Annotated in this window: 21 protein-coding genes; 10 read left to right on the plus strand and 11 right to left on the minus strand. The window is 73.2% G+C overall.

Annotated elements, in window-relative coordinates:
• Positions 1-21 precede the first annotated feature (21 nt).
• Positions 22-792 (minus strand): class I SAM-dependent methyltransferase, encoded by a 771-nt coding sequence (locus ACFWIA_RS07570; protein ID WP_387001377.1) that lies wholly within the window; start codon positions 790-792, stop codon positions 22-24.
• 279 nt (positions 793-1,071) lie between these two features.
• Between ACFWIA_RS07570 and ACFWIA_RS07575 the strand changes: the two genes are divergently transcribed.
• A complete protein-coding gene (locus tag ACFWIA_RS07575; protein WP_387001379.1) occupies positions 1,072-1,284 on the plus strand; it encodes a DUF4287 domain-containing protein in 213 nt (70 codons plus the stop codon).
• A 675-nt stretch (positions 1,285-1,959) separates the two neighbouring features.
• Positions 1,960-3,498, plus strand: coding sequence for a histidine ammonia-lyase (hutH, locus tag ACFWIA_RS07580; RefSeq protein WP_387001638.1), 1,539 nt, complete (start codon positions 1,960-1,962; stop codon positions 3,496-3,498).
• Positions 3,499-3,526: 28 nt separating this feature from the next.
• On the opposite strand, the gene ACFWIA_RS07585 is transcribed toward hutH, so the two are convergent.
• The gene (locus tag ACFWIA_RS07585; RefSeq protein WP_387001381.1) at positions 3,527-3,922 is read right to left on the minus strand and encodes an MBL fold metallo-hydrolase; all 396 of its coding nucleotides are present in this window, start codon (positions 3,920-3,922) and stop codon (positions 3,527-3,529) included.
• A gap of 106 nt (positions 3,923-4,028) precedes the next feature.
• Positions 4,029-4,358: a hypothetical protein gene (locus ACFWIA_RS07590; RefSeq protein WP_387001383.1), complete on the minus strand. Its 330-nt coding sequence runs from the start codon at positions 4,356-4,358 to the stop codon at positions 4,029-4,031.
• 110 nt (positions 4,359-4,468) lie between these two features.
• Between ACFWIA_RS07590 and ACFWIA_RS07595 the strand changes: the two genes are divergently transcribed.
• The 5 genes from ACFWIA_RS07595 to ACFWIA_RS07615 all read left to right on the plus strand — a co-directional run bounded on the left by ACFWIA_RS07595 (position 4,469) and on the right by ACFWIA_RS07615 (position 11,712).
• Positions 4,469-4,822, plus strand: a complete 354-nt coding sequence (locus ACFWIA_RS07595; RefSeq protein ID WP_385486271.1) for a hypothetical protein — start codon at positions 4,469-4,471, stop codon at positions 4,820-4,822.
• A 299-nt stretch (positions 4,823-5,121) separates the two neighbouring features.
• Complete coding sequence (locus tag ACFWIA_RS07600; RefSeq protein WP_387001384.1) at positions 5,122-6,384, plus strand: Ig-like domain-containing protein; 1,263 nt, start codon at positions 5,122-5,124, stop codon at positions 6,382-6,384.
• 194 nt (positions 6,385-6,578) lie between these two features.
• Complete coding sequence (locus ACFWIA_RS07605; protein ID WP_387001386.1) at positions 6,579-9,938, plus strand: S8 family serine peptidase; 3,360 nt, start codon at positions 6,579-6,581, stop codon at positions 9,936-9,938.
• 229 nt (positions 9,939-10,167) lie between these two features.
• Positions 10,168-11,208, plus strand: a complete 1,041-nt coding sequence (locus ACFWIA_RS07610) for an NAD(P)-dependent alcohol dehydrogenase (RefSeq protein ID WP_385486267.1) — start codon at positions 10,168-10,170, stop codon at positions 11,206-11,208.
• 141 nt (positions 11,209-11,349) lie between these two features.
• Complete coding sequence (locus ACFWIA_RS07615) at positions 11,350-11,712, plus strand: DUF1330 domain-containing protein (protein WP_387001389.1); 363 nt, start codon at positions 11,350-11,352, stop codon at positions 11,710-11,712.
• 5 nt (positions 11,713-11,717) lie between these two features.
• Here ACFWIA_RS07615 and ACFWIA_RS07620 read toward each other — a convergent pair whose 3' ends face one another.
• The gene (locus ACFWIA_RS07620) at positions 11,718-12,602 is read right to left on the minus strand and encodes a helix-turn-helix domain-containing protein (RefSeq protein ID WP_387001391.1); all 885 of its coding nucleotides are present in this window, start codon (positions 12,600-12,602) and stop codon (positions 11,718-11,720) included.
• Positions 12,603-12,679: 77 nt separating this feature from the next.
• On the opposite strand from ACFWIA_RS07620, the gene ACFWIA_RS07625 reads away from it, so the two are divergent.
• Positions 12,680-13,132: a hypothetical protein gene (locus ACFWIA_RS07625; protein WP_387001393.1), complete on the plus strand. Its 453-nt coding sequence runs from the start codon at positions 12,680-12,682 to the stop codon at positions 13,130-13,132.
• A gap of 26 nt (positions 13,133-13,158) precedes the next feature.
• Here ACFWIA_RS07625 and ACFWIA_RS07630 read toward each other — a convergent pair whose 3' ends face one another.
• The 3 genes from ACFWIA_RS07630 to ACFWIA_RS07640 form a co-directional block, all read right to left on the minus strand.
• The gene (locus ACFWIA_RS07630) at positions 13,159-13,434 is read right to left on the minus strand and encodes a hypothetical protein (protein WP_387001395.1); all 276 of its coding nucleotides are present in this window, start codon (positions 13,432-13,434) and stop codon (positions 13,159-13,161) included.
• A gap of 143 nt (positions 13,435-13,577) precedes the next feature.
• On the minus strand, positions 13,578-14,243 hold the full coding sequence (gene msrA / locus ACFWIA_RS07635; protein ID WP_387001397.1) for a peptide-methionine (S)-S-oxide reductase MsrA: 666 nt from the start codon (positions 14,241-14,243) through the stop codon (positions 13,578-13,580).
• A gap of 435 nt (positions 14,244-14,678) precedes the next feature.
• Positions 14,679-15,806: a hypothetical protein gene (locus ACFWIA_RS07640; protein WP_387001399.1), complete on the minus strand. Its 1,128-nt coding sequence runs from the start codon at positions 15,804-15,806 to the stop codon at positions 14,679-14,681.
• Positions 15,807-15,909: 103 nt separating this feature from the next.
• Between ACFWIA_RS07640 and ACFWIA_RS07645 the strand changes: the two genes are divergently transcribed.
• A complete protein-coding gene (locus ACFWIA_RS07645) occupies positions 15,910-17,064 on the plus strand; it encodes a cystathionine gamma-synthase (protein WP_387001401.1) in 1,155 nt (384 codons plus the stop codon).
• A 70-nt stretch (positions 17,065-17,134) separates the two neighbouring features.
• Here the strand turns inward: ACFWIA_RS07645 and ACFWIA_RS07650 are convergent, their stop codons facing one another.
• The 3 genes from ACFWIA_RS07650 to ACFWIA_RS07660 all read right to left on the minus strand — a co-directional run bounded on the left by ACFWIA_RS07650 (position 17,135) and on the right by ACFWIA_RS07660 (position 18,700).
• On the minus strand, positions 17,135-17,386 hold the full coding sequence (locus ACFWIA_RS07650; protein ID WP_387001402.1) for a hypothetical protein: 252 nt from the start codon (positions 17,384-17,386) through the stop codon (positions 17,135-17,137).
• A 16-nt stretch (positions 17,387-17,402) separates the two neighbouring features.
• A complete protein-coding gene (locus tag ACFWIA_RS07655; protein ID WP_387001404.1) occupies positions 17,403-17,912 on the minus strand; it encodes a sigma factor-like helix-turn-helix DNA-binding protein in 510 nt (169 codons plus the stop codon).
• Positions 17,913-18,196: 284 nt separating this feature from the next.
• Complete coding sequence (locus tag ACFWIA_RS07660) at positions 18,197-18,700, minus strand: MarR family winged helix-turn-helix transcriptional regulator (RefSeq protein WP_385486726.1); 504 nt, start codon at positions 18,698-18,700, stop codon at positions 18,197-18,199.
• Positions 18,701-18,851: 151 nt separating this feature from the next.
• Here ACFWIA_RS07660 and ilvA point away from each other — a divergent pair, with 151 nt between their 5' ends.
• Positions 18,852-20,093 (plus strand): threonine ammonia-lyase, encoded by a 1,242-nt coding sequence (gene ilvA, locus ACFWIA_RS07665; protein ID WP_387001406.1) that lies wholly within the window; start codon positions 18,852-18,854, stop codon positions 20,091-20,093.
• A gap of 68 nt (positions 20,094-20,161) precedes the next feature.
• On the opposite strand, the gene ACFWIA_RS07670 is transcribed toward ilvA, so the two are convergent.
• The gene (locus ACFWIA_RS07670) at positions 20,162-20,572 is read right to left on the minus strand and encodes a VOC family protein (RefSeq protein WP_387001408.1); all 411 of its coding nucleotides are present in this window, start codon (positions 20,570-20,572) and stop codon (positions 20,162-20,164) included.
• Between the last annotated feature and the right edge of the window lie 109 nt (positions 20,573-20,681).

Here is a 20,681-nt window from a genome sequence, read left to right on the forward strand (position 1 = left end):
GCTCGGCCCGGTGCGCCGCTGTCAGCGCAGGGCCACCAGGACGCTGTCGTCGCCGCACTGCCAGACCGTGGTGACGGTCGCGAAGCCCGCCGCCCGGAGCATCCCGGTCTGCTCGCCCGTGGTCAGGTCGAGGGGCGGGGCGAACGCGCGCCGGGCGATCGGCCGCCGCTCACGGGCCCGTGCCAGGTCGGCGAGTTCCGGAGCGGCGAGGAACGCCTTCCACCAGGAGTCCCAGTCCTCCCGGTCGGCCTTGCCGACCCGTTCGGCGCGGGCGTCCCGCACCCGGCGGGCCAGGGCGCGGGCCGCAGGGGAGCCCTCGGGGGCCCGGTTGTTGGCGTCGACGAAGACGCCGCCCGGCCGCAGCCGCCCGGCCAACAGGCGGTACAGCGCGTCGAGGTCCGCCGGCTCCAACCAGTGCAGGGCCGTCGAGGAGACGACCGCGTCCCAGGGGCCGTCCGGGGCGGCCCGGTCCGCCCAGCCGGGCGAGTTGAGGTCGTCGAGCAGCAGCCGGACACCGGTGCCGGCGACGGCCTCCTCCGCCAGGCCCAGCATCATCGGGTCGGCGTCGACGCCCACCACCTGTGCGTGCGGGAGGGCGCGGGCGAGGCGGCCGGTGAGCGAACCCGTGCCGCATCCCAGGTCCACGATCCGTGGGCGTGCGGGGGAGGCCCGCTCCAGGGACCACCGGGTGACGTCGAGGATCACCCGGAACCGTTCCTCGCGGTCCGGGCTGTAGCGCTCCTGCTGTTCGTCCCACCGTCGTAGCCAGGTGCGGGCCGTTTCGCCGAGCATCGTGGTCCCTTCTCCTGTGCTGCTGTGCTCCTGCGTCCGTCGCTCTGCCAGGACACCCTTCCCGCGGCGCGGTCCGGGTAGCCGCGCGGCGCCGTGCCGAGGTATGACGTGGATCATGTCCGTGTACGGATGAGAAAGCGGGCCGGGGGCGGTCCACCCCGGGACGAACACCGCGCCGGGCAGTTGACGGACGACCACGCACCACGACGACCACGACGACCACGAGCAGATGCGACGCGCGGGCCCGCCCGCCCGGTCCGCGTCCGAAGGGCAGACACCATGACCGCACCCGGGAACGGCCCGGCCAGCTACTTCCCCGCCATCGAGAAGAAGTACGGCCGCCCCGTGGCCGAGTGGCTGGAGCTGATCCGCTCCTCGCCGCTGAGCAAGCACATGGAACTCGTCGCCTGGCTCAAGACCGAGCACGGGCTCGGTCACGGGCACGCGAACGCGCTCGTGGCGTACGTCCGTGCGGAGTCCGACGCCAAGTGACCCCCGGGGGCCCGTTCGTCGGGCCCCCGTCCGCCGGTACCGCCCACCGCGCCGGCTCCGGTCTACCCGGCTCCGGGTCCGCCCCCAGGTCGCGGGGGCCGCGAGGTCGCCGGGCCACCGGTCCGGGGGCGCTTGTTCCGCCGGTCGACGGGGCCCCTCCGCCGGGCCGGCCTCGGCTCGCCTGACTTCGGGTCTGCCTGGCTTCGGTTCACCGGGCCGCAGGTTCACGGGGCTTCGGGTTCAGGGGCCGTGGGGCCGCCGGTCCACCGGGCCTGGCCCGGCCGGTCCTCCGTCCACCGATCCGGGTCCACCCGGCGCCCCGAGCCCCGGGTCCCGGAGCCCCCAGTCCCGTGCCACCGGCTCCGGTTTAAGGGGCACAGGTTCGCCGGGCCGCGGGGGCGCCGGTCCAGTTGGCCGATGATCCGCCGAGTCCACCGGTCCGCCGGGCATCCCAGGCCCCCGTTCGCCGGGACGGGTCCGTCAGGCACACCGGGCCCCGGTTCGTGGGGGCGTCGGGCCCCGGCCCGCCGGTTCGGGTCCGCCGGGTGGTCGTGGCCCCGTACACCGGTGTACCGGTGCCCCGATGCGTCGATCCGGGCCCGCCCCGGCGGACCAGTGGGGCCCGCGGACCTCGTGACAAGCTCCAATTCACTGCGTACGCTCCTGAATATGGATATGCACACTGTGGTGCTGGGGGCCTCGGGGACCACCGCGGCCGATGTGCTCGCCGTGGCCCGCGACGGCGCACGCGTCCGGTTGTCCGAAGAGGCGGAGTCCGCCCTCGCCGCCGCCCGCGGCATCGTCGAGGCCCTCGCCGCCCGACCCGAACCCGTGTACGGCGTCTCGACCGGATTCGGCGCGCTCGCGACCCGGCACATCGGCCCGCACCTGCGCGCCCGCCTCCAGCGCAACATCGTCCGCTCGCACGCCGCCGGGCTCGGCCCCCGGGTCGAACGCGAGGTCGTGCGCGCGCTGATGTTCCTCCGGCTGAAGACCCTGTGCTCCGGGCACACCGGCGTCCGCCCGGAGGTCGCCCACGCCCTGGCCGACCTCCTGAACGCCGGCATCACCCCCGTCGTCCACGAGTACGGCTCGCTCGGCTGCTCCGGCGACCTCGCCCCGCTGAGCCACTGCGCCCTGACCCTGATCGGCGAGGGCGACGCCGAGGGGCCCGACGGAACCGTCCGACCCGCCGCCGAGCTGCTGGACGCGCACGGCCTGCACCCCGTCGAACTGCGGGAGAAGGAAGGGCTCGCCCTCCTCAACGGCACCGACGGCATGCTCGGCATGCTGCTGATGGCCCTCGCCGACCTCGACCGGCTCTACACCTCGGCCGACATCACCGCGGCCCTCACCCTGGAAGCGCTCCTCGGCAGCGACCAGGTGCTCGCCCCCGCCCTGCACGCCATCCGCCCGCACCCCGGTCAGGCCGCTGCCGCCGCCAACATGCTGGCCGTGCTGCGCGGTTCCGGGCTGACCGGCCACCACCAGGACGAGGCCCCGCGGGTGCAGGACGCCTACTCGGTGCGGTGCGCACCCCAGGTCGCGGGCGCCGGGCGGGACACCCTCGCGCACGCCCGTCTCGTCGCGGAACGGGAACTGGCCGCCGCGGTGGACAACCCGGTCGTCCTGCCGGACGGTCGGGTCGCGTCCAACGGCAACTTCCACGGAGCGCCGGTCGGTTACGTCCTCGACTTCCTCGCCGTCGCCGTCGCCGACCTCGCCTCCATCGCGGAACGCCGCACCGACCGGCTCCTCGACAAGAACCGCTCGCACGGCCTGCCCGCCTTCCTCGCCGAGGACCCGGGCGTCGACTCCGGTCTGATGATCGCCCAGTACACGCAGGCCGCGCTGGTCAGCGAACTGAAGCGGCTCGCCGTGCCGGCGTCCGTCGACTCGATCCCGTCCTCCGCGATGCAGGAGGACCACGTCTCCATGGGTTGGTCCGCCGCCCGCAAGCTGCGCACCGCCGTCGCCCACCTCACCCGGGTGCTCGGCGTCGAGCTGTACGCGGCCACCCGCGCGATCGAACTGCGTGCCGGTCTGACCCCCGCCGAAGCGTCCCGCGCGGTGATCGCCGCGGCGCGCGGGGCCGGGGTCGGCGGCCCGGGACCTGACCGGTTCCTCGCCCCCGACCTGGCCGCCGCCGACGCCTTCGTCCGCGACGGACACCTGGTCAGCGCCGCGGAGTCGGTGACCGGCCCGCTGGCCTGACGCCCCGCCACCCCACGGGGGCCTGGTGTCACCCGGCCGCGGCGGCTGCTCCCCGCAGGGCGTCCGCCGCGCCGCCGACGACCGGGTCACCGTGCCCGAAGACAGCCGTGGCGACGCCCAGGGCGGCCATCCGGTGCAGTGACTCCACGGCCCGGGTCCGGTCGGCGTTGAAGACGCCCAGCGAGGTCCGACCGACGTGGTGGACGGTGTGCCCGGTGAACAGCACGTCGGGGCTCGGCAGATGCCGTGCGAACGACCCGTCGGTGTGCCCGGGCACGGCGACCACCACGGCCCCGCCGCCGAACGCCAGCACCTCGCCGTCCTCGACCTCCCGGTCCACCCGGCACGGCGGAGCCGGCGGCAGCTGCGGCACGCCCGCCTTGATCGGCGCCTCGAACTCCTCCAGCACCGGCGGCGCCGCCACCGCCTCCCCCGGATCACCGGGGCCTCCAGCCGGTGGGCCACCACCTCCGCCCCGTGCCGACCGGCGAGTTCGGCAGCCGACCCGGTGTCTACCCGGGTGCGGTGCCTCAGGGGGCGGTGCGGCTCCGGCGGACCGAGTAGACGACGAATCCGGCGCCCACGCACAGGAACGCGGTGCCCCCGTAGACGTACGGGGCGGTGTCGAAGGCACCCGTGTCGGCGAGACGTGCGCCGTCCTCCGCGCCCTTGGTGCTCGGCGCCCGGTACGTGACGGGAGAGAGGGGGGCGCCCTCGGATCTGACGGACGCGTCGGCGGCCGACCGGGGCGGGGTGAGGGGCTCTCCGTCGGTCGCGTTGGCGGAAGGGACGAACCACAGGGCGCCGAGGAGGGTTCCGGCGGCGGTTGCGGTCAGCAACGAGCGGCGGGCGGCGGACACGGAATATCGATCCCCTTGTGACGCTGGCGAATTGGCCGGGTGGACCGATGCTAGTGAACCCCGCGGGTCGCAGGAAAGTCGCGGGGCTCCTCGGCCTTACGCTCCGAACCATGACCAACACCGAAACATCCCACTATGTGCGCCTGCACGCCGATCTGCTGGTGGAAGTCCGCGACGGGGACGCGCTGACCGGCGGCGCTCTCCGGCTGATCGCCCGGGACGATCACATCGACCCCACCGAGCGGGCCCGCGCCGAACTCGCTGTGAAACAGGACACAGCGGAGGCGCTCGCCTATCTCGTGGACCCGTTCGACCTGGTCAGGGAGGTGCCCGGGATCGATCTGCTGCGGGCCTCCTGGAGCAGCGAGGAAGTCGCGGAGGCCGAGTACGACCCCGAAGGAACGGACTGGGACGAGGACGACGATGATGGGGGGAGCGAGGACGCGGGCGGCGACCTCCGGTAGGACCCGACGGCGTGCGCCGATTCGGGTCCGGCTCCGGCCGACCACGGACGGACGAGGCCCCGGACGGCATCCGCCGCCGGGGCCTCGCGCCCTTTCCGGGGGAGCCGCCCCGGGGTGAACGGGGCCGCTCGTGCGGCGCGCCGGAGCACGGGGAACGAGCCCCGTACGGGCCGGTGTCGGCGGACGTGGTGTGCCCCACAGCTTGATCGACGCTGGAACCGGAAGGCGTGGTCAGCGCGTTGTACTTGGACAGGGCTGCCGTGTGTGCGGGGAAATCGGTGACGAGGGAAAGGCTTGTGATGACGGACAGTAGGCGGCGCAGGGGAGTCATGGCCGCGTCCGCGCTGCTCAGCGGGGTGTTGGTGCTCACCGCGTGCAGTGACGGGGGATCGGGGGACGGCGGCGGTGACGCGGGGGCGAACGCGTCGGGCAAGCCGCAGGCACAGGTCGACAAGGCAGCGGCGGAGAAGGCGTCCGAGGCGAAGATCGTCATCCTTCCCAAGGACGGCGCCGGGAACGCCAGCATCAACAACGCCGCCAAGGTCTCGGTGACCGACGGCACCCTCACCAAGGTCGCGATGACCACGGGCGACGGCAAGGCCGTCGCCGGGCAGATATCGGCGGACAAGAAGTCCTGGAAGCCCGACGCCCAACTCGAACGGGCCACCCGCTACAAGGTCACCGCCACGGCCGCCGACGCGGAGGGCCGCGCGTCCCACGAGAACGCGTCGTTCACCACCGTCGCGCCGAAGAACAGCTTCATCGGCTCGTTCACCCCGGAGGACGGTTCGACGGTCGGCGTCGGCATGCCCGTCTCGCTGAACTTCGACAAGGCGATCACCGACCGCAAGGCCGTGCAGGAGGCCGTCACGGTCTCCACCAGCAGCGGTGAGGAGGTCGTCGGGCACTGGTTCAACCCCCAGCGCCTCGACTTCCGCCCCGAGAAGTACTGGACCGAGAACGCGACGGTCACGCTGAAGCTCGCCCTCGACGGCGTGGAGGGCGCGGACGGCGTCTACGGCGTCCAGCAGAAGACCGTCACCTTCAAGGTCGGCCGCAACCAGGTCTCCATCGTCGACGCCAAGACGAAGCAGATGAAGGTCACCCAGGACGGCAAGGTCGTGCGCACCATCCCGATCTCGGCCGGTGCGCCCACCACGAAGACGTACGAGGGTCAGATGGTGATCTCCGAGAAGTTCAAGGAGACCCGGATGAACGGTGCGACGGTCGGCTTCACGGACGACGACGGCAAGGGCGAGTACGACATCAAGGACGTGCCGCACGCGATGCGCCTGTCCACCTCCGGCACCTTCATCCACGGCAACTACTGGGGCGCCAAGTCCATCTTCGGCAGCGTCAACACCAGCCACGGCTGCATAGGGCTGTCCGACACGAAGGGCGCCGGCGACCCGAACACCCCCGGCTCCTGGTTCTTCAAGAACTCGCTGCTCGGTGACGTGGTGGTCGTCAAGAACACCGGTGACTCGACCATCAAGCCCGACAACGGCCTCAACGGTTGGAACATGGGCTGGGCGCAGTGGAAGGCCGGCTCGGCCGTCTGACGCCGGCTCGGCCGGTGCCGTGCCCGGTGCACCGGTACGCCTGCGGCACAGGGCCGTCGTTCCCCGAACCAGGGGAGCGGCGGCCCTTTCCGCTGCCCCTGGCTCCGCCCCTGCGTGTCGGCCGTAACATCTGCGACCCGTCCGGCGTGTGTATGACGTGAGCTCATCCGCTCCGTGCACTTCCAGGGGGGAACGTGAACAGGCGTCAGAACGGGTACTGGCCCTCGGTCGCCGCCGCCGCGGCGGCCGTGGCCCTGACAGCGGGGCTGACCACCCCGGTGTCGGCCGCCCCGAGCACGACCGCGGGGGCCGTCGCCCCCGCCCGGGCCGCCGCAGGGCCCGCGTCCACGGAACGCATCACCCTGATCACCGGCGACCGGGTGGTGATCGGCGCCGGTGGCCGGGTCCTCGGCTTCGAGGCCGCGAGGGGGCGGTCCCACGTCACCGCGCACAGCCGGCACGTCGGGGGGCGCACCCTCGTCGTCCCGGCCGATGCCCAGCGCCTCCTGGACCGCGGCGTCCTCGACCCGCGGCTCTTCGACACCGGTGAGCTGACCCGGGCCGCCGCACACGGCGCACCCGCGGGCCGGGGGAGCCGCCTCAAGGTGATCGTCAGCTACCGCGGTGCCGCCGCGGAGGCCCGCTCCGCGGCCCGTTCGGCCGGCGGCACGACCCTGCGCCGCTCCCTGCGCACGCTGAACTCCGATGCGCTCACCACTTCGGAGGGAGGCGCAGCGAAGCTGTGGGAGGCCCTCACCGACGAGCGGGCCGGCGGGCGGTACGCGGCCCGGGGCGTGAGCCGGGTCTGGCTCGACGGGGTCCGGGCGCCGGCCCTGGAGCGGAGCGTGCCACAGATCGGCGCCCCGAAGGCGTGGTCCGCCGGGCTCACCGGCAAGGGCGTCACGATCGCCGTCCTCGACACCGGAGTGCACGCCGCCCACCCCGACCTCAGGGACCGCCTCGTCGGCGAGAAGAACTTCACCGACTCCCCGGACACCGAGGACCGCTACGGCCACGGCACGCACGTCGCGTCCATCGCGGTGGGTACCGGCGCCGCCGCGCCTCCGGGCCGCAGCTTCAAGGGGGTCGCGCCCGGTGCCGGTCTGCTCAGCGGCAAGGTCATGAGGGACCACGACGGGTACGGCGAGGACTCCGCCGTCCTCGCCGGGATGGACTGGGCGGTCCAGCAGGGCGCCGATGTGATCAACCTCAGCTTCGCCAGTCTGGACACCCCGGAAACGGACCTGCTGGAGGCCCACATCAACCGGCTGACCGCGGAGCGGGACGTCCTGTTCGTCGCGGCGGCGGGCAACGGCGGTGAGTCGGCGCTCGGTTCCCCGGGCAGCGCCGAGTCCGCCCTCACCGTCGGGAACGTCGACCACGAGGACCGGCTGGACCCCCTGTCCAGCACCGGCCCCCGCGTCGGTGACGGCGGCATCAAGCCGGACGTCACCGCCCCCGGTGTCGCCGTCACCGCGGCCGCCGCACCGGGCAGCTCGCTCGAACGGGACCTCGGCCAGGACCCGGTGGGGTACCTCGCCAGCACCGGCACCTCCATGTCCGCCCCGCACGTGGCGGGCGTCGCCGCGCTGCTCAAACAGCGCCACCCCGACTGGACGGCCCCCCAGCTCAAGGCCGCGCTGGTGGCCTCCACCGAGAGCGGACCGTACTCCCCGGTGCAGCAGGGATCGGGTCGGGTCCGGGCCGACCGGGCGATCGAGCAGACCGTGATCGCCGAGCCGGTCTCCCTGGCCTTCGGTACCGCGTCCTGGCCGCACACCGACGACACCCCCGTCACCCGGGAGTTGACGTACCGCAACCTCGGCGACCGGGACGTCACCCTCGACCTCGCGCTCAGCACCCGGGACCCGGCCGGCCGGCCCGCCCCGGACGGCTTCTTCGCCCTCGGCGCCCAGCGGATCACCGTCCCGCGGGGCGGCACCGCCGCCGTCCCGCTCACCGCCGACACCCGGATCGGCGGTGACAACAACGGGACGTACGGCGCGTACGTCGTCGCCACCGGTGGTGGGCAGCGCGTGCGGACGGCCGCCACCGTGGACCGCGAGGTGGAGTCCTACGAGGTGACCGTCAAGGCCATAGGCCGGGACGGCGCCCCCGCGACGGACCACTGGGGTTCGATCAACCGGATCGGCGGACCCGTCCACACCGCCCGGACCGGGATCTCCAGCCCGACCGGTACCACCACCGTGCGGCTGCCCAAGGGCCGTTACTCCCTGGAACACACCTTCTCCACCCCCGACGGGCCGTTCCGGGGCACCGACCGCGTCTTCCAACCGCAGTTCGACCTCAGCCGCCGCACCACCCTCACCGTGGACGCCCGCACCGCCGAACCGATCGACATCACCGTGCCCGACCGTGCCGCGCGACAGACGTCCGTCTTCCTCACCCTCTCGCTCGGGGGCGACGACAGGCGTCCGCACTTCCTGGGGGGAGACAGTTGGGAGGACGTGCGCATCGCCCACGCGGGCCCACCGGCCACCGCCCACCCGGTCCGCAGCCAGTGGAACACCCACTGGGTGAAGGGCACGACCACCCAGTACGCCACCGCACAGGTGGTGACCGGGAAAAAGGCACCGACCGGCCACATCCGGCGCCACCGGGCATCCGACTTCGCGACGGTGAAGCTCGCCGTGGGCTCCCCCGGCCGGGGCGAGCAGGCACTGATCGGCGTGCGGTACGAGTCGCCGAACGCCCTCCAGCCCTCCGTGTCCGAAGCCGCGCAGCCGCTGCCCGGCACCCGCACCCTGCGACTGTCGACCGGGCAGCGCGCCACCTGGGGCTTCGACGTCACCCAGTTCTCCGCCCGGGACGCCGACGGGCTCCCGATCGTGGAGGCCGTCCAGACCCTCGGCGCGACGCAGTCCTTCGCGGCCGGACGCGTCCACACCAGGAGGTTCAACACCGGGATCTTCGGCCCCCGGCTCGGCGGTGCCCACGGCCTCACCCGGAACGGCAACCAGCTCAGCGCCGCCGTCCCCCTCTTCAGTGACGGCCAGGGGCACGCCGGCACCTCGACGCTCACCTCGGCGCGGACCACCCTCCACCGGGGCTCCACCGAGATCGCCGAGAGCCGTGACTCCCTCCAGGCCGCCCGGCTGACCCTCCCCGCGGCGGAGGGCAGGTACACGCTCGCGTCCTCGGCCGTCCGCTCCGACCGCATCGCCGGGGTGTCCACCCGCATCGACACGCGCTTCACCTTCCGCACCCGGCGGACCACCGGGGCCACTCCGATCGCCGCCTCCACGGTCCGCTTCGGCGCGGTCCTCGCCCCGGACAGCACCGCACCGGCCGGCCGCGTCCAGTCCGTGCCGGTGACCGTCCAGGGCTCCGCGGCCGGCAGCAACCTCGCCTCGCTGGACGTGTACGCCTCGTACGACCGGGGCCGCACCTGGCGACGGCTCACGATCCGCGACGGCGCCGTGTCGGTGCAGAACCCCGCCGCGGGCCGGGGCGTCGCCTTGCGGGCGAAGGTCACCGACCGGCAGGGCAACACCTCGACGGTGTCCCTCCACGACGCGTACCTCGGCAGATGACCGCGGGCGCCCCCACGGCACGGTTCGGAGGGGGGCGCCCACGAACCGACGTTCGGCCAGGTGTTCTATGGGGGAGGGTCATCCCTGACTCCGCACATGAACACCACGAACACCACGAACTTCGTGAACCCCACGAACACCGCGGCCCCCGTACGCGGTGCACCTACCGAACGCGCACGACAGCGCGGACCGCCGGAACCGATGGCCCGCGCCGGACCGAGGAGACGCCATGACCACCGTTCCCGCCTACGCCGCTCCCACGCCCAAGGCCCCGCTGGAGCGCACCACCGTCCCGTTGCGCCCCCTCGGCGAGCACGACGTCCTCATCGACATCCAGTACGCCGGCATCTGCCACTCGGACATCCACCAGGTCAACAACGGCTGGCAGGAGGGCATCTTCCCGATGGTCCCCGGCCACGAGATAGCCGGCACCGTCGCCGCCGCCGGAGCCGGGGTCACCCGCTTCGCCGTGGGCGACCGCGTCGGCGTCGGCTGCCTCGTCGACTCCTGCCGCACCTGCGACAACTGCCGCGCCGGCCTCGAACAGCACTGCGCGAACGGCCCCGTCGCCACCTACAACGACCGCGACAAGAACGGCGACCCCACCTACGGCGGCTACGCCCGACAGATCGTCGTGGACGAGAACTACACCCTCCGCATCCCCGACGCGCTGCCCCTCGACACCGCGGCACCCCTGCTCTGCGCCGGCATCACCACGTACTCCCCGCTGCGGTACTGGAACGCCGGCCCCGGCCAGCGGGTCGCCGTCATCGGCATGGGCGGCCTCGGCCACCTCGCCGTCCGGATCGCCCACGCACTCGGCGCCGAGGTCACCGTGCTCAGCCAGACCCTCGGCAAGCGCGAGGACGGCCTGCGGCTCGGCGCCACCGACTACCACGCCACCAGCGACCCGGAGACCTTCGAGAAGCTGCGCGACCGCTTCGACCTCATCGTCTCCACGGTGTCCGCACCCCTGGACTTCGGGAAGTACCTCTCCCTGCTGCGCACCGGCGGCACCCTGGTGAACGTCGGCGCCCCCGAAGAGCCGGTCTCCCTGGACCTGTTCGCCCTGATCGGCGGGCGCAGGTCGCTCGCCGGGTCGAACATCGGCGGCATCCAGGAGACCCAGGAGATGCTGGACTTCTGCGCGGAGCACGGCATCGCATCGGAGATCGAGGTCATCCCCGCCGACCAGGTCAACGAGGCCTACGAGCGGGTGCTGCGCAGCGATGTGCGCTACCGGTTCGTCATCGACACCACCACGATCTGACGGCCTCTCGCCGCACCGGCGACACCCCTTACCTCCGGGGTAATCGACCGGGCCGCGACCCCGTACGAGTATCGACACCGAAGCAGTCGCCCGCTCCGACCCGCGGTCGGGGCGGGCGGCCCGAGCTGCAGGGACGGGACCATGACCACGTACGCCATCTGCCACCTCCAGCCCCGTGAGACCCCGCCCGACATGGCCGAGATCGCCGACTACATCGAGCGCATCCAGGCCACGATGGACCCCTTCGGCGGACGCTTCCTGGTGCACGGCGTCGAGCCCGAGGTCATCGAAGGACCCTGGCCCGGTGCGATCGTGATGATCGGGTTCCCCGACACCGCCGCCGCCCGCGACTGGTGGGACTCCGACGCCTACCAGGAACTCCTGCCGCTGCGCGTACGCAACTTCGACTGCCGCACCGTGCTGGTGCCGGGCGTTCCGGACGGCTACGACGCTTCGACCACCGCCCGCAAGCTCCGCCCCGCGCCCGCCCCGCTCACCGACTGACCCGCCTACTCGGCCCGGTCACCCTGGTTGATCCGGGTCTGCACCAGCACGCTGAGCCCGCCGCCCCCCACCGCCGGGGCGACCAGGGAGAGTTCCCACTTGACCGGGTCGCCCCGGCCCCCCGCGGCGAGCCGCACCGTGCGCGGCGCGAAACTCGCCACCTCGCGGCACCGCCACCAGTGCGCGAGGTCGGGCCGCAGCGACGCCAACCGCCCCGACACCTCCCGCACCCGCCGATCGTCGGGCGCCCCGTCCGCGAACGCCCGGAAGTGCCGGTGCAGGTCCCGCCCGACCTCCTCCCAGTCGAGCAACAGCCGTTGGTGGGCCCCGTCGCCGAGCAGGAGCAGCAACAGGTTCCGCCCGCCCTCGGGCACCCCGCCCGGGTCGGGCCAGACCCGCAGGTACGCGGAGTTCCACGCGACGATCCCCAGCACCGGATCGAGCACCAGCGCGGGTGACCCCTCCCAGGCGTCGATCATCCGCCGCAGCGCACCGGGCACCCCGCCCGCCCCGCCGAACCGCCCCGTGCCCGCAGCGCCCTCGGTGCCGTCGGCGCCGTTCGGGGGTTCGGCCACCGTCAACGGTGCGTAGCCGCCGAGCCGGAGCACGTGCCCCCGCTGCTCCGCGTCCAGTCGTAGCGCCCGCCCGACCGACTCCAGGACCTCCCGCGAGGTCTCCACCCGCCCCTGTTCGAGCCAGGTGTACCAGGCGACGCCGACCCCGGACAGCGCCGCCACTTCTTCCCGCCGCAGCCCCGGCGTCCGACGGCGCGCACCGCTCGGCAGCCCGACCGCACCGGGGGCCAACCGTTCGCGATGGGCCCGGAGGAACGCGCCGAGCTGTCGGCGGCGCAGGACGGCGGGACTGGACTGCGCACCGTTCGACGTCATGCGCCGAGCCTATGACCTGTGGTCACCGTAGGAACGGGCCACTGGCAGGCCCGCGCCCCGGCGGCGAGGCTGACGCCATGACCCAGCACACCACGACACCGCACACGACGCCGGACACCGTCCTGGAGCGCCGCTCCCCCGACTCCTCACACCTCACCGAACCCCGGGTGTTCCTCCGGGTGTTCACCGGCCCCGGCACCCTGGAAGCGTTGACGTCCTCCTACGAACGGCTGCTCGACACCGAGCGGGACCTGTGGTTCACCTACCCGGAGAAGCAGTTGGCGCTGTCCGCGGTCGGCGCCTTCCTCCTGATCGAGGGGACCGACGAGGTGCTCGCGCCGTTCCGTGCGACCCACGGGACCCTGCTGGTCGACTCGGTGTCCCCGTACCTGGCCCGGCTGGAGGCGGAGGGCGCGGAGATCCTCGTCCCCGTGCACCGGGTGCCCACGGGCTCCGGCTTCACCGCCCGGCACGCGGACGGCCTCGTCGTCGAGTACGTCGAGCACCGCCCCGACGAGTACGGCCGCTGAACCGCACGGCACCGGGGCGGCGGGGCTCACTCCCACACGTAGAGCAGGGTGACCCACGGGCCGTCGTCACACCAGTAGGCGGTGGTCCACCCCGAGGCCACCAGTGCCTGGCCCGCCCGGATGCACTCACCGAGGTTCGGACGGTAGCCGTAGTACACCCAACCGGCCTCCGCCGCCTGTGCGTTCGCGGCGGGGATCGGGGCGGCCGTCGCGTCCGCCTGCGCGGTCGGGGCGAGCGTCATCCCGGCGCCGGCCACGAGTGCGGCCACGGCCGCGGTGGAGAGCAGTCTGCGCACTGCCATGATGCGGTGTCCTCTCCTGACGAGAGCACCGGGACCCGCGCCCCGGCCATCGGGCCGAGCCTCCCCGTTCCCCCGCCGGAATCAACGCAGTGCCCGCACTCCGGCGTGAACTGGTCGGCGGTCGGGGGTGGGATCGTGGCGGTTCAGCCGTCGGCCGGGGCCACCCCGATCGGGCAGGCGACGCCCGTGCCGCCGATGCCGCAGTACCCGTTCGGGTTCTTCGCGAGGTACTGCTGGTGGTACCCCTCGGCGGGGTACAGTTCGCGGCCCTCGGCCGGCAGGATCTCGGTGGTGATGGTGCCGTGGCCGGTCGCGGACAGGACCCGCTGGTAGGCCTCGCGGGAGCGCTCCGCCGCCGCGGCCTGCGCGGGGGAGTGCGGGTAGATCGCCGAGCGGTACTGCGTACCGACGTCATTGCCCTGACGGAAGCCCTGCGTGGGGTCGTGGGACTCCCAGAACAGCTTCAGCAGCGACTCGTACGACACCACGGCCGGGTCGTACACCACGCGCACCGCCTCGGTGTGACCGGTCACACCGGCGCACACCTCCTCGTACGTCGGGTGCTCGGTGTAGCCGCCCTGGTAACCGACGAGGGTCGTCCAGACACCCTCCGTCTGCCAGAACTTGCGCTCCGCCCCCCAGAAACAGCCGAGGCCGAAATCAGCGACCTCCAGGCCCTCCGGGTAGGGGCCGAGCAAGGGGTTGCCGAGGACGGTGTGGCGCTCGGGCACGTCGTAGGCCGGCTCCGGGCGTCCCTTCAGGGCCTGCTCCGGCGTCGGCAGCTGCGGGGTACGGCTGTGCAGGAACATGGGTCTCCTCCGGGGGCTGCCACTTCCTCCGGTCCAACGACCGGCACCACCCAACCATTCCCCTGCCGCGTACGACCACCTCCCGGTGCGCTGTCCTGCGCGGGTGCGATCACCTGGCGGTGCGCTGTTCTGCTCGGGTGCGCTGTCGTTTCGCGCAGTTCCCCGCGCCCCTGTCGGGGCGCCCTGGTGCGGGTGCGTCGTCACCTGCGGGTGTTGCGCTCCGTGACCCGCAGATCCCCACCCCACCGGCGGAGCGCCCCGACAGGGGCGCGGGGAACTGCGCAAAACCACCGAGCACCCGAGCAGGACAGCGCACCCCTAGGCGATCGCACCCGATAGGGGGCGCGGGGAACTGCGCGGAACGACAGCGCACCCGAGCAGGGCAGCGCACCGCAGGCTCCGGGCGGGCCCGACCAGGAACCGCCCGGACCGCGCTCAGCGCGGAAGCGTCGCGGGACTGCCCCCGTTCGCCTCGTAGCCCGCGACCGCCAACGCCCGGTACACCGCGTAGTCCGCAGCCGGATCAGCCGCCACCGTCCAGGGCATGGCCCCGACGTGCCCGTCCACGTGGACCAACTGCTGCATGGCCTCGCCCCACCGCTCCGAGCGGACCAGGAAGAACACCAGCAGGTGCCGCACGTGCGGCAGCATCGGGTCGTCGGGGCGCGCCGAGTGAGCCGCGAAGAGCGCGCCCTCGATCGCGTTGCGCACGACCTCCGTGCCGTAGAAGTCGTTGACCAGCGCCAGCTCGGGCAGGTGCTGGTACACCGCGAACAGCGGCAGCGCCGACAGCAGCGAACCCCGGGGCGCCCGGGCCGCCGCGGCCTCCGCGAAGGAGTGCGCCAGCTCACGCGAGCCGTGCCACTTCTCACCCCAGTAGTGCAGCGCAGCGAGATGCGCCCCCATGTGCGCGGGCGCACGGTCGAGGATCTTCAGCCACAGCTGCTCGAACTCCGGCCGCGAGTAGCCGAGGCCCCGCGCGATGCTCAGCTCGATGACGTACGGGACCGGGTCGCCGGGGGCCAGCAGCGCGGCCTGCCCGCAGGCCGCGCGGGCCTCCTCCAGGATGATCCGGAACTCGTCGGTGCCGGGCGTCGCCGTACGGAACGCCTGCTGCACCAGGAACTCGGCCTGCACCGCCGCGCCCCCCGCGTCCTTCGGCGCATCCGTGCGCCAGGACCGCAGCCACTGCGCACCGGCACCCGCCCCGCCGGTGCCGCCGGGCCGCTGCTGGAGTTCCAGGGACGCGGAGCCCGCGAACGCCTGGACGCGCTGCCAGCGCCGCTCGCCCTCGGCACCGGTGCCCGCGAGCAGCTGGGACGCGGCCCGCCAGTCCTGGGTGCCGCGCACCACGTCCAGCACGTCGACCAGATCGGTGTCCGGGCCGGGCATGCGCACGTCGAGCTGCTCCTGGAGCAGGAAGCCGTAGGACGCCGGGTCCGCGGCGTCCGGCGCGTCGGGGCTGACCAGCTGGATGCCGCCGCCCCCGCGCCCGCGGCGCAGGAACGGCACCAGCACCGCCGTCAGCAGGGCCAGCGCCATCAGGAACCAGAGAATCTCCATGCGTACAAGCGAACCAGACGCGTCCGACAATTGGCGAACCTGTCACATGACGGACCCCGTCCCGGTGACCCGTCCGGTCCGCGCCGCATTACGCTCGGTGCCCATGAGCGACTCGCACTCCACGCATTCCTTCGAAACCGTCGCGATCCACGCGGGCAACACCGCCGATCCGCTGACCGGGGCGGTGGTCCCGCCGATCCACCAGGTGTCCACGTTCAAACAGGACGGTGTGGGCGGGCTGCGGGGCGGCTACGAGTACAGCCGCAGCGCCAACCCGACCCGGACCGCGCTGGAGGAGAACCTGGCGGCGCTGGAGGGCGGGGTGCGCGGTCTCGCCTTCGCCTCGGGGCTCGCGGCCGAGGACTGCCTGCTGCGCACCCTGCTCTCGCCCGGGGACCACGTGGTGATCCCGGACGACGCGTACGGCGGGACCTTCCGGCTGTTCGCGAAGGTGGCCGCGCGCTGGGGCGTGGAGTTCTCCGTCGCGCACACATCCGACCCGGAGGCGGTCCGTGCCGCGCTCACCCCGAAGACCCGGGTGATCTGGGTGGAGACCCCCTCGAACCCGCTGCTCGGCATCACCGACGTCCCGGTCGTGGCGCAGATCGCCCGGGAGGCCGGGGCGCGGCTGGTGGTGGACAACACCTTCGCCACGCCGTACCTCCAGCAGCCGTTGGCGCTCGGGGCGGACGTGGTCGTGCACTCGCTGACCAAGTACATGGGCGGTCACTCGGACGTCGTCGGCGGCGCCCTGGTCACCGGGGACGCGGAGCTGGCGGAGGAGTTGGCGTACCACCAGAACGCGATGGGCGCGATCGCCGGTCCGTTCGACTCGTGGCTGGTCCTGCGCGGGATCAAGACGCTGCCGGTGCGGATGGACCGGCACAGCGAGAACGCCGGGCGGATCACCGAGATGCTGACCCGGCACCCGCGGGTCACCAAGGTCCTGTACCCGGGGCTGCCCGAGCACCCGGGGCACGAGGTCGCCGCGAAGCAGATGAAGCGGTTCGGCGGCATGGTGTCGTTCCAGGTGGCCGGCGGTGAGGAGGCGGCCGTCGCGGTGTGCGACCGGGCCCGGCTGTTCACGCTGGGCGAGTCGCTGGGCGGGGTGGAGTCGCTGATCGAGCACCCGGGCCGGATGACCCACGCCTCGGCCGCGGGTTCGGCGCTGGAGGTGCCGGCGGACCTGGTCCGGCTGTCGGTCGGCATCGAGAACGTGGACGACCTCCTCGCCGACCTCCAGCAGGCGCTCGGCTGAGCCCGTCGGGCCGGGCGAGCACCCGCTCGCCGGGCGCCCGCGCAGCTCACCCGCTCGACCCTTCCGCCGCTCACCAGCCGGTGAGCGGCGGAGTGGTGTCCGCCGGCCGTCCGGTGGGCTCGTCGGCCACCGCCGCCCACACCGCGACCGCCGTCACGGTGGCGCACAGCAGCAGCCACAGCGCCCGCCGGACGGCCCGGTTGCGGCGCAGGAGCCGGCCGCCGCGCTCCGCCGCCTCCGCACGCAGTTGCCGGGGCACGGGAGGCGGGGGCGCATCGAGGAGCCGTCGTACGGCGGCCTCGTCCCGTTCGGCGCGGCTCACGGCCCCGTCCGGGGGGTCATGAGGGTGCCGCCTCGGGCAGGGCGACGGGACTTCCGCGGCGGGGGCGCAGCACTTCGGCGACGGCGCCCGCGCACAGTGCCCGTACCCGGTGTTCGGACAGCCCCAGCAGTGCGGCGGTCTGTTCCTCGGCGACCCCCTCGTGCAACCGCATTACCACGACGAGCCGTTCGTGGGTGGTCAGCCGGGCGAGGACGGCGCCGCTCCGCTGTGTCCCGGCAGGGGGCAGCGGTGCCTTGGCGCGCCAGAGGTGCCAGGCGTCCCCGGCGAAGCGGACGACGAGTCGGTCACGGGCGTGGGCGTACGGATCGTCGCCGCGCAACTGCCGCCAGGCGGCGTAGGTGTGGGCGAGGGCGTCGACGAGCAGGCGTCGGGCGCGCGGGTTGGCGTCCGGGGGTTCGGCCGTCAACAGGGTCGCGAGGTGCAGCAGTCGTCCGCCGGCACCCGCGGCGAACGCCTCGAATTCCGCGGCCCGTTGGGCATCGTGGGCGGAACGCCGGTGCCGCATCGCATCGTGCCTCCTGACCGGACGTTCCGTCGGCGGGTGCGTCGGCCGGTGCGGGGAGGCGGTCCCCGGCCCGCCCGCCGGGCCCGTGCTCCCACTATCGGGCCGGGTGCGGGGCCGGGGTCAAGAGGGCGACGGTCGGCCCGGGTTCCTTCGTCGGACCTCCGGGTCCAGTCGGCGTCGGCTCCGGAGGGGGTGGCGAGGAGAACCCGGGTCGGGTGAACGGGAGTTGCCGCCCGTCGCACGGTTGCGCGTGGCGGACCCGTCGAGGCGGGCCGCGCGGTGGTTCAGGAGCGGCTGATGACCTCCGTTTCCGGTGCGGGCGCGGCCATCCTGGTGGAGAGCGCGGTGTTGAAGCGCGTGAGGAGGGCGCAGAAGACCTCACGCTCGGTGGGTTCCCAGTCCTCGGTGAGCTGGGCCATCAACTCCCGGCGCGAGGAGCGCACTTCGCTGAGGCGGGCGTGCCCACGCGGTGACAGTTGGAGGACGACCGCACGGCCGTCCTCGGGGTGGGAGGTGCGCTTGACGAGTCCGGTGTCGACGAGCGGGGCGACCTGGCGCGTCACCGTCGAGGAGTCGATGCCCATGCTCGACGCGAGTGCCTTGACGCCCATGGGTCCCTCCTTGTCCAGGCGGTTGAGCAGCAGGTACGCGGCACGGTCCATGGAGTTGCGCACTTGCCCGACGCCGCCGAGGCGGGTCTGCTCCGCCCGGCGGGCGAAGAGGGCCACTTCGTGTTGAAGCGCGTCGAGAAGACCGGTGTCGCCGGAGGTCATCATGTCCATCGACATTTCTGGTGTTGTGGGCATGGCCGAAGGCTCACTTCATGCGTACGGAAAGAATTGGGGGACACAGTACGCGGAGCGGGGGTCCCCCGTACGGGCGCTGGGGAAACCCGTCGCGCCCGCCGGGACGCCCGGCGTGAGCTGCGAGACTTGCGTCATGAGCTATGCCACCGCTGACTCCTTTCTCCCCGGCGATCCGCCCGTCACGCTGGACGACGTCCGCGGCGCCCGGAAGATGCTCCAGGGGATCGCGCGGATGACCCCCATAGAGGGCAGCCGCCATCTGTCGTCGCTGGTCGGTGCCCCGGTTCACCTCAAATGCGAGAACCTCCAACGCACGGGCTCGTTCAAACTCCGCGGCGCCTACGTGCGCATCGCGGGTCTGCTGCCGGAGGAGCGCGCCGCGGGGGTCGTCGCGGCGAGTGCCGGCAACCACGCGCAGGGCGTCGCGCACGCCTCGGAGTTGCTCGGCGTCCGCGCCACCGTTTTCATGCCCGTGGGTGCACCGCTCCCTAAGATCGCTGCGACCCGCGAGTACGGCGCGGAGGTGAGGCTGCACGGTCAGGTCGTCGACGAGACCCTGGCCGCTGCCGAGGAGCACGCCCGCCGGACGGGCGCCGTCTTCATCCATCCGTTCGACCACCGGGACGTCGTCGCGGGGCAGGGCACGGTCGGGCTGGAGATCCTGGAGCAGTGCCCCGAGGTGCGGACCGTGGTCGTCGGCATGGGCGGCGGCGGGTTGGCGGCGGGCATCGCGGTCGCGGTGAAGGCGCTCCGGCCCGATGTGCGGATCGTCGGCGTCCAGGCGTCGGGTGCGGCGGCGTACCCGCCCTCGCTGGCGGCGGGCCGGCCGGTGTCGATCGGGTACCAGGCGACGATGGCCGACGGCATCAAGGTCGGGCGCCCGGGCGAGGTGCCGTTCCGCATCGTCGCCGACTTGGTGGACGAGGTGCGCACGGTCTCCGAGGACGAACTGTCCAGCGCGCTGCTGCTGTGCCTGGAGCGGGCCAAGCAGGTCGTGGAGCCGGCGGGGGCGTCGCCGGTGGCCGCGCTGCTGGGCGAGCCGGGGGCGTTCGAGGGGCCGGTGGTGGCGGTGCTGTCGGGGGGCAACGTCGATCCGGTGCTGTTGCAGCGCATCCTGCGGCACGGGATGGCGGCGGCCGGGCGCTACCTCGCCGTCCGGCTGCGGTTGACGGACCGGCCGGGGGCGTTGGCCACGCTGCTCGGGGTGCTGTCGGCGGTGGACGCGAACGTGCTGGACGTCAGTCACGTACGGACCGATCCGCGGCTCGGGCTCACGGAGGCGGAGGTCGAACTGCACCTGGAGACCAAGGGCGGTGACCACTGCACGGAGGTCCGCGAGGCGCTGCGCACCGCCGGGTACAAGATCATCGAATGAACGTTCCCGCCGGCGGGGCCGACGGGGCTGCGACTCGTGGCCGGCCCCGTCGCTCCCGTACGTGAACGTCAGACGAGCTGGTTGACGCGGATGATGTTGCCCGTGGGGTCGCGGAAGGCGCAGTCACGGACCCCGTAGTCCTGGTCGACGGGTTCCTGGACGACCTCGGCGCCGGCGGCCCGCAGCCGCTCGAAGAGCCCGTCGAGGTCGTCGGTGGCCAGGGTGATCGGGGTGTGGGCGCCCTTGCCGATGAGGTCCAGGACGGTGTGGCGCTCCTCGTCGGTGAGGCCGGGGTCGACGGCCGGCGGGTGCAGCACGATCGAGGTGCCCTGCTGGCCGGCCGGTCCGACGGTGATCCAGCGCAGGTCCTCGTAACCGACGTCGTTGCGGACCTCGAAGCCCAGGACGTCGCGGTAGAAGCCCAGGGCCGCTTCGGCGTCGGTGTGCGGGAGGAAGGCGTAGTGGATGGTGATGTTCATGCGCCTCACGCTAGGCGGGTCCACCGGGCGCGGGCTTCTCGATTCCTGACCGGTTCGACGAGGCTCCGACCGGCCCCGATCCGTCGACCCGAACCGGTCAGGAATCGAG

Origin of the sequence: Streptomyces sp. NPDC127068, from assembly GCF_042724695.1 — a bacterium.
Lineage (GTDB): Bacteria > Actinomycetota > Actinomycetes > Streptomycetales > Streptomycetaceae > Streptomyces.

Bases quoted from the DNA above. Each gene is read 5' to 3' on its own strand.
- msrA (WP_387001397.1), bottom strand. From the start codon at position 14,243: ATGTTCCTGCACAGCCGTACCCCGCAGCTGCCGACGCCGGAGCAGGCC.
- ACFWIA_RS07575 (WP_387001379.1), top strand. From the start codon at position 1,072: ATGACCGCACCCGGGAACGGCCCGGCCAGCTACTTCCCCGCCATCGAG.
- ACFWIA_RS07610 (WP_385486267.1), top strand. From the start codon at position 10,168: ATGACCACCGTTCCCGCCTACGCCGCTCCCACGCCCAAGGCCCCGCTG.
- ACFWIA_RS07570 (WP_387001377.1), bottom strand. From the start codon at position 792: ATGCTCGGCGAAACGGCCCGCACCTGGCTACGACGGTGGGACGAACAG.
- ilvA (WP_387001406.1), top strand. From the start codon at position 18,852: ATGAGCTATGCCACCGCTGACTCCTTTCTCCCCGGCGATCCGCCCGTC.
- ACFWIA_RS07625 (WP_387001393.1), top strand. From the start codon at position 12,680: ATGACCCAGCACACCACGACACCGCACACGACGCCGGACACCGTCCTG.
- ACFWIA_RS07640 (WP_387001399.1), bottom strand. From the start codon at position 15,806: ATGGAGATTCTCTGGTTCCTGATGGCGCTGGCCCTGCTGACGGCGGTG.
- ACFWIA_RS07595 (WP_385486271.1), top strand. From the start codon at position 4,469: ATGACCAACACCGAAACATCCCACTATGTGCGCCTGCACGCCGATCTG.
- ACFWIA_RS07620 (WP_387001391.1), bottom strand. From the start codon at position 12,602: ATGACGTCGAACGGTGCGCAGTCCAGTCCCGCCGTCCTGCGCCGCCGA.
- ACFWIA_RS07645 (WP_387001401.1), top strand. From the start codon at position 15,910: ATGAGCGACTCGCACTCCACGCATTCCTTCGAAACCGTCGCGATCCAC.
- ACFWIA_RS07655 (WP_387001404.1), bottom strand. From the start codon at position 17,912: ATGCGGCACCGGCGTTCCGCCCACGATGCCCAACGGGCCGCGGAATTC.
- hutH (WP_387001638.1), top strand. From the start codon at position 1,960: ATGCACACTGTGGTGCTGGGGGCCTCGGGGACCACCGCGGCCGATGTG.
- ACFWIA_RS07670 (WP_387001408.1), bottom strand. From the start codon at position 20,572: ATGAACATCACCATCCACTACGCCTTCCTCCCGCACACCGACGCCGAA.
- ACFWIA_RS07600 (WP_387001384.1), top strand. From the start codon at position 5,122: ATGACGGACAGTAGGCGGCGCAGGGGAGTCATGGCCGCGTCCGCGCTG.
- ACFWIA_RS07630 (WP_387001395.1), bottom strand. From the start codon at position 13,434: ATGGCAGTGCGCAGACTGCTCTCCACCGCGGCCGTGGCCGCACTCGTG.
- ACFWIA_RS07615 (WP_387001389.1), top strand. From the start codon at position 11,350: ATGACCACGTACGCCATCTGCCACCTCCAGCCCCGTGAGACCCCGCCC.
- ACFWIA_RS07660 (WP_385486726.1), bottom strand. From the start codon at position 18,700: ATGTCGATGGACATGATGACCTCCGGCGACACCGGTCTTCTCGACGCG.